Annotated in this window: 10 protein-coding genes; 6 read left to right on the top strand and 4 right to left on the bottom strand. The window is 57.2% G+C overall.

Features of this window, described 5'->3' with window-relative positions:
* Nucleotides 1-2 precede the first annotated feature (2 nt).
* Nucleotides 3-560 (bottom strand): ribosome maturation protein RimP, encoded by a 558-nt coding sequence (gene rimP, locus DXH95_RS06630; RefSeq protein WP_115548598.1) that lies wholly within the window; start codon nucleotides 558-560, stop codon nucleotides 3-5.
* Nucleotides 561-749: 189 nt separating this feature from the next.
* Between rimP and DXH95_RS06635 the strand changes: the two genes are divergently transcribed.
* Nucleotides 750-1,877 carry a PQQ-dependent sugar dehydrogenase gene (locus tag DXH95_RS06635; protein WP_115548599.1) on the top strand — a complete coding sequence of 376 codons (1,128 nt, stop codon included), beginning with the start codon at nucleotides 750-752 and terminating at the stop codon, nucleotides 1,875-1,877.
* Nucleotides 1,878-1,880: 3 nt separating this feature from the next.
* On the opposite strand, the gene DXH95_RS06640 is transcribed toward DXH95_RS06635, so the two are convergent.
* Nucleotides 1,881-2,759 carry a DUF1499 domain-containing protein gene (locus DXH95_RS06640; protein ID WP_115548600.1) on the bottom strand — a complete coding sequence of 293 codons (879 nt, stop codon included), beginning with the start codon at nucleotides 2,757-2,759 and terminating at the stop codon, nucleotides 1,881-1,883.
* 95 nt (nucleotides 2,760-2,854) lie between these two features.
* On the opposite strand from DXH95_RS06640, the gene DXH95_RS06645 reads away from it, so the two are divergent.
* Genes DXH95_RS06645 through DXH95_RS06665 form a run of 5 tightly spaced genes read left to right on the top strand, consistent with a single transcriptional unit; the run spans nucleotide 2,855 to nucleotide 6,922 of the window.
* On the top strand, nucleotides 2,855-4,096 hold the full coding sequence (locus tag DXH95_RS06645; protein WP_115548601.1) for a TCR/Tet family MFS transporter: 1,242 nt from the start codon (nucleotides 2,855-2,857) through the stop codon (nucleotides 4,094-4,096).
* Nucleotides 4,089-4,580 carry a GNAT family N-acetyltransferase gene (locus tag DXH95_RS06650; RefSeq protein WP_115548602.1) on the top strand — a complete coding sequence of 164 codons (492 nt, stop codon included), beginning with the start codon at nucleotides 4,089-4,091 and terminating at the stop codon, nucleotides 4,578-4,580. The genes DXH95_RS06645 and DXH95_RS06650 overlap by 8 nt, the downstream gene beginning before the upstream one ends.
* Nucleotides 4,570-5,121: a DUF1285 domain-containing protein gene (locus DXH95_RS06655; protein ID WP_115548603.1), complete on the top strand. Its 552-nt coding sequence runs from the start codon at nucleotides 4,570-4,572 to the stop codon at nucleotides 5,119-5,121. Before DXH95_RS06650 ends, DXH95_RS06655 begins: the two co-directional genes overlap by 11 nt.
* A complete protein-coding gene (locus DXH95_RS06660) occupies nucleotides 5,118-5,699 on the top strand; it encodes a CoA pyrophosphatase (protein ID WP_115548604.1) in 582 nt (193 codons plus the stop codon). The genes DXH95_RS06655 and DXH95_RS06660 overlap by 4 nt, the downstream gene beginning before the upstream one ends.
* Nucleotides 5,696-6,922 (top strand): CCA tRNA nucleotidyltransferase, encoded by a 1,227-nt coding sequence (locus DXH95_RS06665; protein ID WP_115548605.1) that lies wholly within the window; start codon nucleotides 5,696-5,698, stop codon nucleotides 6,920-6,922. The genes DXH95_RS06660 and DXH95_RS06665 overlap by 4 nt, the downstream gene beginning before the upstream one ends.
* Here DXH95_RS06665 and DXH95_RS06670 read toward each other — a convergent pair.
* Complete coding sequence (locus DXH95_RS06670; protein ID WP_115548606.1) at nucleotides 6,883-8,610, bottom strand: putative bifunctional diguanylate cyclase/phosphodiesterase; 1,728 nt, start codon at nucleotides 8,608-8,610, stop codon at nucleotides 6,883-6,885. The two genes, DXH95_RS06665 and DXH95_RS06670, sit on opposite strands and share 40 nt — an antisense overlap.
* An 88-nt stretch (nucleotides 8,611-8,698) precedes the next feature.
* Entirely contained in the window at nucleotides 8,699-11,029 is a 2,331-nt protein-coding gene (gene parC, locus DXH95_RS06675; protein WP_115548607.1) for a DNA topoisomerase IV subunit A, read from the bottom strand.
* Nucleotides 11,030-11,098 lie beyond the last annotated feature (69 nt).

An 11,098-nucleotide genomic window follows, 5' to 3' on the forward strand; every position in this document is an offset into this window, starting at 1 on the left:
GCTTAGTCTTCCTGTACGTCGTCTGGAGTTTCTTCTTCGATGGCATCGGCCCCAGCGCTGTTGAGCGGCGCAGTCGACGCAATCAGCCGGTCTGTCAAGACCAGCTTGGCGGAATATATATTGGAAAAGGCAATTGCGTGTTTGGCGCCAGTGCGATCGGTTATCGAAACCTCTTCGCCGTCGACGCCTGCAAGTTCACCGCGAAACCTTTTCTGGTTTTCAATAGGCTCGATTGCCTCGATTTTGGCTTCATGCCCTGCCCACTCGGCAAAGTCCTTCAGCCGGGTCAGAGGGCGATCGATGCCCGGGGAGCTGACTTCGAGCCGATAGGCCTCTTCGATCGGGTCCAGCTCATCAAACAGGTCCGAGATCCGGTGCGACAGTGCGGCACAATCATCGATAACAAGCTGGCCCGTTTCCGGTCGCTCCGCCATCACCTGTAATGTCGGCTCATCGGAACCTTCCGCGCCGCGATCAAACCAGGCCACGCGCACCAGATCGAAACCTAGAGCTTCGGCTTCAGGTGCGATGAGTGCGGCAAGCTTTTTCAAATCGGGCATGGTGTTCCAAAACAGTCGATGACAAAGCGAATGGCCGATTGTGCCGGCCCCTTCCGGCGCCAGCCCCTTCAGTGTTTCGCAATGTCGGGATAAACCCCATCTAGGCGGAGATAAGGCGAAATGCAACCCTCTTGCCAAGCCACTGATGCATTCGCATTTATCAGCCGGAATATAAGAGGAGATATCCCCATGTTGCGTGCCTTAAGCCTAACCGCCGCCAGCCTTGTTGCAGTTGCATGTACCCCGTCAACCAGCAACGCCGAAGTTTCGACCGGCTCCAAGCCTTTTGCCGTCACCGAAATCGCGACCTTCAACGAACCTTGGGCGATGACTTTCCTGCCCGAATTCAATCAAGCGCTTGTCACCGAAAAGGGCGGCAAGTTGATGCTTTGGGAGTCCGAAGGTCCGGTTGTTGAAGTCAAGGGCGTGCCTAAAGTCGCTTATGGCGGCCAAGGCGGGTTGGGCGACGTTGTACTGCATCCCGACTTTGCCAACAATCGCACAATCTATATCAGCTATGCCGAAGCAGGCGAAGGCGGATATGGCGCAGCGGTTGCGTCGGCCAAACTCGATTCCGAAAATGGCGAACCAACGCTTAAAGATATAAAGGTGATTTGGCGGCAAGTGCCCAAAGTCGAAGGGCGCGGTCACTATGGACACCGCCTCGCCTTCTCGCCCGACGGCAAATATCTGTTCATCGCCTCGGGAGAGCGGCAGAAATTTGATCCGGCGCAGGATATGAATTCCAATTTGGGCAAGGTGCTGCGCATTTTCCCCGATGGCGGCATTCCAAAAGACAATCCCTTTTACGACGCAAGCAATCCGGTGAAGTCGCAAATCTGGTCACTTGGCCACCGCAATCCGCTGGGCCTGACCTTTGATGACAAGGGTCAATTGTGGAACCAGGAAATGGGACCACGACATGGCGACGAACTCAATCTGGTCAAACGCGGCGCCAATTATGGATATCCCAAAGTTTCGAACGGCAACCATTATGACGGCCGCGACATCCCCGACCACAAGCCAGGTGATGGTTTCGAAGCGCCCAAGGCGTTCTGGGATCCCGCCATTTCACCGGGCGGATTGATGTATTACAATGGCGATCTCTTCCCGGCATGGAAGGGTTCGCTATTCCTCGGCGGATTGGGCGGCGAAGTGCTGGTTCGCGTCAAAGTCAACGGCGATACTGTCGAAAAGGCAGACCATTGGCCGATGGATGCGCGCATCCGCGAAGTTGAACAAAGCCCTGATGGCGCTGTCTGGGTTTTGGAAGACGGCGAGAAAGGCCGCCTTCTCAAACTGACCCCGAAAAAATAGCGATCAGGTCGCAGACACCGTTCCCGACAGATCCGCAAGGAATTTGCGGATCCGCTTGGCATTGACGCCAAGGTCGCTGACACCGACGCGGCTGACCGAACGCATGTCGATAACGCTGCCCTTGCCATCTTCAGTCGGACGAACGCGCAGCACGATGTCGTCCTTGAAGCGGAACAACGCCGTTGTCGCAGTTGCCTCCATCCGTCCTTCGACCGGATCGGCAACTGCGATATCCCAACCGCGCGTCTGGGCAAGCCGTTCCGCTTTTGCGATTACTTCGGCCACCGGCTCGTTCATCCGCACGGTCCGCACATCCCCATAAGCCTGCCGATGCAACAGTTCCCAGCGCTGCATCGGGTTCATGCCCTTCATTTTGGGATCATCGACGCCAGGCACATCGTCCAGATTATCAGGGCGCAATGCCAGCATCCGATATTGGGGCGGATCGGCAAGATCGGTTGAAATGTCATGAATGGCTGGCACCGAGCGTGCCGTATAAACCCAGCTTAGCATCCAGCCTGCATAGACCAAGGCGATGGCCATCCCCGTCCAGCGCAGCCAACGGCGATTGCCTTTGGCGCGCTTCCGGTGCCACCAGCCAAAAATCAGCCCGAGCAAAAGTGCCGCGACGGCCAAGAAGAAGGAGTATTGCAGCCCGGTTAGACCGCTTCTCCAGTCCCACAATCCCCAGCCCGCACCGATTGGGCCAAGCAGCCCCCAAAGCGCGGCGACAATCGCCATTACGAGCACCGATTTGCCTGCCCAGTCAGATGGTTGTGGCACAACATTGGTGTCGGTTGTTTCGACAGAAGGGGTAACAGGCGGTGCCGAAGTTGCTCCGACGCTTTCCGGTTCTGCGGTCTTTTCGATCTCTTCCGACATGCTCTGCTCCTCAACCAGATGTCTTGCTTAGCGCAACCCTCTCATCAGATGCAATAAACATGGACAAAGGTTACACCCGCTGACAAGGCGCACTCATGTCGATGGACCCCGCCATCCAGAAACGCGCGACGCGTTTCGTGTTGTTGACCGTGCTCATTTACTCGATGGGTTTCGGCATCATCATGCCTGTGTTGCCGGATCTGATCCGCCATCTCGCGGATGTTGACGCAGCCGAAGCAGCGCGGATCGGGGCCTGGATCGGTGCAACCTATGGCCTGTTTCAGGTTTTGCTGATGCCGACGGTTGGCAATCTGGGTGACCGCTTTGGCCGCCGTCCGGTGTTTCTGGTTTCGCTGTTCGCTTTTGGTTTGGACTTTTTGCTGATGGGGCTCGCCCCCAATATCGGATGGCTTTTTGTCGGGCGTGCCATTGCGGGTGGATTGGGCGCGATATTCGGCCCGGCCAATGCCGCCATGGCCGATATGTCGACCGCGGACAATCGCGCCGCAAGCTTTGGCAAAGTCGGGGCAGCCTTTGGCATGGGTTTCATCCTGGGCCCCGTCGTTGGCGGCTTCCTTGGCGATTTCGGCCCGCGTGTCCCCTTCTTTGTCGCAGCCGGCCTAGCCTTCGCCAACGGTATTTACGGTTGGCTCGTCTTCCCCGAAACCATGGCTAAGGAAAAACAACGCCCCTTCGAATGGAAACGGGCGAATCCGCTCGGCGCTTTTGCGTCGCTTGGCCATATCAAAGGCATATTGCCGGTCGCTTTGATCTACTTCCTCTGGGCACTGGCAGGGAATGTCTACCCGTCGAGCTGGTCGTTTTTCGCACCCATCCAATATGATTGGGACAGCCGCATGGTGGGGATATCGCTAGGGCTGGTCGGAGTCTCTATGGCTTTGTTTCAAGCAGTCATCATCCGCCGCTTCATCACCCGATTTGGTGAGAGGCGCACGGCTTATGTCGGGATGCTGTCGGGCATCGCCAGCTATCTGGTTGTTGCCTTTGTGCCCTATGGCGGAGTCATTATGGTGCTGCTGCTCGTTAATGGCTTTTCGGGCATGGTGATGCCGTCGCTCAACGCCATGATGTCAATGCGCACGCCCCCTTCGCAACAGGGGGAACTGCAGGGGTTGATCGGCAGCCTGTCTGCGCTCAGCCTGATGATCGCACAGTTTACCTATAATTATGCGCTGGCGGCATTTACCGAAACCGGTGCTCCAGTGCGCTTCCCCGGCGCTCCTTTTGTTATTGCCGCAACCATCGGCGCGATTGCGTTTCTTTCATTGTTGATGTTGCGTAAGCGACCTGATCAGCTCCCGCAGGCCCATGACTGAACTTCTCTCCCTCGACCAAATACCGCACGAACAAACTGAAGCGCTGCTCGACGCAGCCTTTGGTACCGACCGACGAGGCCGGACCGCTTATTTGCTGCGCTGTGGAAGCACAGCCATCCCGGAGCTGTCTTTCGCAATAACAGACAATGGCGCGTTGGTGGGTACGATCCAATGTTGGCCGGTCCAGATCGGGGGTGCGAAACTGGTGCTTGTGGGACCTGTGGCCGTCTTACCTGAGCGCCAAGGACAAGGCATAGGCCACCGCCTGATGTATGCAAGCCTTGACGCCACCGCGCGACTGGGCGAACCGGCGATGGTGATGATTGGCGATCCCGAATATTATGAACGCTTCGGCTTTACCGCGGCCGAAACCAGCGGATGGCTTCTGCCCGGACCTTGGGAGCCGCGAAGGCTGCTCGCCCGCAATGTTGGCGGACATAGCCTGCCCGAAACCGGCATGCTGGAACGCGCTGATGCCCTATAATCCGCCACCCGAATTGGCGACGCTCGATCTGGCGGCCATCGCGCAACTGGTGGCCGAACGCAAACTGCCGCCGGTCGATCAATGGCACCCTTCAAAAACGGGCGACAGCGAAATATGCATAACCGCCGACGGACGCTGGTTTCACCAGGGCGGAGAGATTCGCCGCCCGGCCATGGTTCGGGCCTTTTCGTCCTTGCTGCGCCGCGAGGCTGACGGCAGCTATCATCTTGTGACGCCGCAGGAGCGCCTATCGATTGCCGTCGAGGACGCGCCCTTCATCGCGGTTGAATGCCTACGCGAGGGCTACGGTCCGCAGTCAACCTTTGCCTTTCGGCTCAACACCGATGATCTTGTTATTGCCGGTCCAGATCATGGTATCGAAACACGGCCTTTTCCCTATTTACACGTGCGCGGAGACCTATGGGCCAAATTCTCTCGCCCGGTATATTATGAACTCGCCGAAATCGCGCTTGAAGAAAACCCTGATGTACCGGGAATCTGGAGCGATGGAGAGTTTTTTGCTCTAGGCGCAGCCGAATGAGCTGGCGTCAGAATATCATCGACGCGCTTGCGCCTGACCGGCAGATCGATATCCACGATGAGCGGCGCTTTGCAGCAGAAGGCTTTGTCTATCGGCCTGCGGCGGTACTGATTGCCCTCACCGACCGAAGCGAACCCGGAGTCATTCTCACCCAGCGCCCGGACTGGTTGCGCAGCCACGCCGGGCAAGTCGCGTTCCCCGGCGGAAAGATCGACGACACCGATAGCGATGTATTTGCCGCGGCCCTACGAGAGGCGGAAGAAGAAATCGCCCTGCCCCGCGATGCCGTAACCTTATTGGGGGAAGCCGATACCTATCACAGCGGCAGCGGATACCGCATCAGCCCTGTGCTGGGTATCATTCCGCCCGACCTGCCATTGGTGGCGAACCCCGAAGAAGTGGACGACTGGTTTGAAGTACCGCTAGACTTTCTTGTCGACCCCAAAAATGCGAAGCTGCAAACTGCAACGTGGCAGGGGCAGACGCGGCAATATTATGATATGGACTGGCAAGGCAGAAGGATCTGGGGTGTGACGGCGGGGATTATCGCCAATCTTGCACGCAGGTTGCGCGGGTGACGCAGACTCTCCTCCCTGATGCTGAATGGCTGAGCCATCCCGGTTTGCTCGCCGTCATAGACGCGCTCCGTTCGCCAAAGGGCAATGCTCGGTTGGTAGGCGGTGCGGTGCGCGACAGCCTTTTAGGATTGGCTGTATCTGACATCGATCTGGCCACGCCATTGCTGCCAAAAGATGTGATCGACAGACTGGAAGCTAAGCAGATCAAGGCCGTCCCCACCGGCATCGAACATGGCACCATCACCGCTGTATCACACGACAAGACGTTCGAGGTCACTACACTCCGCCGTGATGTATCGACCGATGGGCGCCGCGCGACTGTCGAATTTTCGGAAAGCTGGGCCGAAGATGCCGCACGAAGGGATTTTACGATCAACGCGCTGTATGCCGACCCCGAAACCCGCGAGATTTACGACTATTTTTCTGGGCAAGTGGATCTCGAAAAAGGCCTGGTCCGCTTTATCGGCGATGCAGAAGCACGCATTGCGGAGGACCATCTGCGCATATTGCGTTTCTTCCGCTTCTATGCCCGTTTTGGTCGAAACGATCCTGATAACTGCGCGTTGCAAGCTTGCTCCAAAGCCGCCAGCAGCCTGATGGCGTTATCGCGCGAACGGATTGCCGATGAATTGATCAAGCTTCTGTCGCTGTCGCATCCTGAAACGAGTATCGCGCTGATGTGTCAGGGAGGCATCTTCAGCGCGTTTCTGCCCGAAATCGCAACGGATGCGTCTGCCCGTCTTGTACAGCTGATTAAACGCGAAAATTCCGCACATGCCTTACCAAATGCAGGCCGACGGCTGAATGCCATTCTGCCAGAAGACGTTGCTATTGTTGAGACCGTTGCTGCGCGGCTGAAGCTTTCCAATCGCCTGCGCACCGAATTAGCGGCGCGCCTGACGGATTGCAAACCGTCCTCGACTGATGCCCGCGCTTTGGCCTATCGTCTCGGAATAAATTTGGCGCGCGACCTCTTTCTGCTCCACGGCGACGAAAGCACATGGATGACCGGATATGCCGCACTTGATGGCTGGGAACCGCCCGCCTTCCCGATCAAAGGAGGACAGCTGGTTGAGAAAGGCCTTGATGCGGGTCCCCTGGTTGCGAAAACGCTGCAGGCCATCGAACGGCAATGGATCGAAGAGGGATTTCCAGACGCTAACCGTGCAGCGGAAATTGCGGATCAGGCAGTCGTGACGGCACTGTCCTTAAGGAACGCATAAGCGGCGTCGGCATTCAGAGGGCGGGCAAAATAATAGCCTTGGCCGTTGGTGCAGCCCAACTCACGCAATGCTGATGAAATCTCTGCCGACTCAATGCCTTCGGCCGTGGTTTTCATTCCCAACGCACTTGCGAGGGACAGAATCGTGCTAACAATGGCCTTGTTGTCGCTATTGGCGGTCATGTCCGCTATGAAGCTGCGATCGATCTTGAGCACATCGATGGGCAATTTCTGCAAATAGGCGAGGTTCGAATAGCCCGTACCAAAATCGTCCATCGCCAAATGCGTGTTCAACCCTTTCAATGCCTCAAGCACACGGCGTGCACCAACGGGATCGTCGACAAAAGCGCTTTCGGTAAGCTCCAGCGTCAGCCTGCTGCCGCAAATTCCAGCCGATCCAAGTGCATCCGCAACCGCCGCCGGGACATCGTCGCGCAGCAATTGTACAGCCGATAGATTGACCGATATCTTCGTAGGCAATTCGCTGCCCAGCTCCCGCTCCCAATTGGCTATGGTTCGCGCCGCTTCGCTCAGCGCCCAACGGCCCAAAGGAACTATCAGGCCACTTTCTTCCGCAACCGGAATGAAGTCGAGCGGCGAAACATAGCCATGATCCTGGTGGTTCCAGCGGGCGAGAGCCTCAAAACCATTTAGCCGCCCGGTATCGAGATCGATAAGAGGTTGATAGTGTAGTTCCAGCTCATTTCGCGCGAGCGCATGGCGCAAGTCGGTTTCCAATGAGAAACGATGTTTGGCGCGATTGAGGCTTTCAGAAACAAACAACTCAAACCGCTTTGTTTGCTTCGCTTTTTTCAGCGCAATATGCGCGTGCCGCAGTACATCCATCGGATCGTCAGCCGACGCAATGCCTTCTGCTGCTGCCACGGCGCAATCAATTTTGATTTCCAGATCGGAGAGCTTGCACGGGTCATCAAAGGCACGCGCAATTCGCTGTGCGATCGAGGCCACAGCCTGCCCGCCATCGATGGCAGCAAACAAGGCAAACTCGTCACCGCCCATGCGCCCGATAATCTCATTCGACCGTAAGCGCGAACTCAGGCGTCGCGCGACGGTGATAATGAGTTCGTCACCCGCAAGTACGCCAACCGATTCATTGATGCGGCTGAAGCGGGCAAGATCGAAAACCACCAGTGCAAATCGTCCATCGGGATTGGAGCTGCGCAACATCGATACTGCATCCTCGACGCGTTCTTCGAAACCGATTCGGTTACTGAAGCCCGTCAAGCTGTCGCTCATCATTTCGCGACGCAGGTTGATTTTGTTTACAGCGTCGGCGGTACGATCGACCAGCGATACCAGATAATGGTCTTTCGACGCGCCGAAGCAGGCTACGCTGATCTCGAGTTCAAGAGGCTGAATCCGATCATCGGATCGCCAGCAATCGAAATGGGAGTCGCGGTCATTCGCCGCCATGTCCAGGATCAAGTCATTGAAATATCCAAGATCGAGGCCGGCGCGAGCAGCACGGGTCAAGCCAATGTTATCAAAATTCGGATTGGTCGCGATCCGTTTCACGCCGCTGATGTCGACACGGTAAATGGCTGCGGCAATAGGCAGCGAGGCCAGCCAAACATGGCTGGCGGCTTCACCTTCGGGAACAGTTCTCTGAACCAGTTTCGACGTCAGAGAGGCTGGCGACCCGTGGGCAAATGTTTTGCTGTCCCACATCCTCATATGGTCTGGGTTAAGTGAAACATGTAAATATTTGTTTCACGCGAGATATAGAACAAAAGGTTAATTTGCGCGCTTGCAGCCGTTAATCAAAGCGGTTGTTCCTTGGAAATCCCTGTGGTGGAAGCCTTCCTGCCGCACCGCGCGCAACGCGCCATTGGGTCAGGTCAGTCTCGGTTCGTGTCCGCCCGCTGTCACCCCCCATCGTCCAACTCAAACCTTCGCTCAGGTTGAAGCATATCGCATCGGAAAGTCCGCCATCCTTATAGCGCTGCAGGGTGACGCCCTGCCCCTTCGCCATTTCGGGAATCTCGTTCATCGGGAAGATCACCAGTTTCCGGTTTTCCCCGACCACGGCGACATATTGATCTTTGGCAACAGCTTCATCCGCAGACTCAGCCGGAGCGAGGCGAACAACCTGCAGTCGCGCGCCGGGCTTCAGCGTCACGACGCCCCTGCCCTTTCGCGTTTCGGCAACGACGTCTTCCATCTTGCATACAAAGCCTTTGCCCGTCGATGCGGCGAGCAGCATCCGGCCACCGGGTGTAACTGGCAGCAATGTTAGGACATCATTCCCCGCCTCGATATCAATCATGGTGCCCAGCGGCTCACCAAAGCCGCGCGCACCGGGCAGTTTGTCTGCGCCAATCGTGTAGAAACGGCCATTGGCCGTCGCGACAAGAATCTTGTCGGTGGTCTGGGCATGGAAGACCTGCGCCAGCGCATCGCCTTCTTTGAACTTGTAGTCTGCCTTGGCCGATAGGTCGGCATGGCCCTTCATCGCCTTGATCCAGCCGCGCTTGGACAAAATGATCGTCACGGGTTCACGCTCGACAAAGGCCTCAAGCGAGATTTCACGCGCCGGGGCCGCTTCGATCAGCGATGTACGCCGGCGGCCCAGTTCAGTATCCTCGGCATAACCGAGGCGCAGCTTCGTCAAATCCTTCTTCAGCCGCGTTCGCTGACGCGCCGGGCTTTCGATCAGCTTGACCAGTTCCTCACGCTCGGCATGGAGTTCATCACGCTCGCGGCGCAACTCCATTTCCTCAAGTTTGCGCAAAGACCGCAGCCGCATGTTGAGAATAGCCTCGGCCTGCCTGTCGGTCAGCTGGAACTCGGCCATCATCACCGGCTTGGGTTCATCCTCGGTCCGGATGATCTCAATGATCCGGTCGAGGTTGAGATAGGCAATGATATAGCCTTCAAGCAATTCCAGCCGCGCATCAATCTTTTCCAGCCGGTGCTGCGACCGGCGAACGAGCACCTCGATCTGGTGCGACAGCCATTCGCGCAGCACCTCGCCCAGCCCCATCACCTTGGGCACGCGATTGGCATCAAGCACATTCATGTTGAGGCCGAAGCGCGTTTCGAGATCGGTCAGACGGAACAGCGCATTCTTCAGATCTTCGGGATCAACATTGCGGCTCTTGGGCACCAGCACGATGCGGATGTCCGCATCCGATTCATCGCGGACATCGTCGAGGATGGGTAGCTTCTTGTCGGCAATTAACTGGGCGATCTGCTCGATCAGCTTGCCCTTTTGCACCTGATACGGAATTTCGGTGATGACCAACTGCCATGTGCCGCCCGAAAGGCGTTCAATTCCAGCATCGCGATCCGCCGCATCTTTGGCGTCGGCGGCGTGGAAGCGTGCGCGGACGCGAAGTGCGCCGCGACCCGTTTCATAGGCCGTGCTGATTGTTTCCCGGCTATCGACCAAAACGCCGCCAGTTGCAAAGTCGGGTCCCTGGACGATCTGCATCAATTGCTCATGCGTCGCCTTGGGCTCGTCGATCAACAGCATCGCTGCGTCGATAATTTCCGCGGCATTGTGCGAAGGAATGCTCGTCGCCATGCCCACCGCAATCCCGCTTGCGCCATTGGCGAGCAGATTGGGGAACAGGCCGGGCATAACCTCCGGCTCTTCATCCTCGCCATTATAGGTCGGTTTGAAGTCGGTCGCATTTTCGTCGAGCCCCTGCATCAGCTCGATTGCGGTCTTGGTCAGTCTGGCTTCGGTATAGCGATAGGCGGCAGCGTTATCGCCGTCGATATTGCCGAAATTGCCCTGCCCATCGACCAGCGGATAGCGGAGCGAAAAGGTCTGCGCGAGGCGCACCATCGCGTCATATACCGACTGGTCGCCATGCGGGTGATATTTACCGATGACATCGCCGACCACACGCGCGCACTTTTTGTAACCGCTTGCGGGGTCAAGCTTCAACTGGCGCATTGCCCAAAGCAGGCGGCGATGGACCGGCTTCAACCCGTCGCGCAAGTCTGGCAACGACCGCGCGGTGATCGTTGACATCGCGTAGATCAAATAGCGCTCGGAAATCGCCGCATCGAACGGGGCGTTGACGATCTGGTCGAACGGATCTTCGGCGGGCAAGTCTGTATCGGTGGTATCAGCCATTCCCGCTCCGATAGCGAGCAAGCGAGTCAGCGCAAAGCGGGGAATGCTTCAATCCACAGAAATCTGCGT

The organism is Sphingorhabdus pulchriflava, from assembly GCF_003367235.1.
Lineage (GTDB): Bacteria > Pseudomonadota > Alphaproteobacteria > Sphingomonadales > Sphingomonadaceae > Sphingorhabdus_B > Sphingorhabdus_B pulchriflava.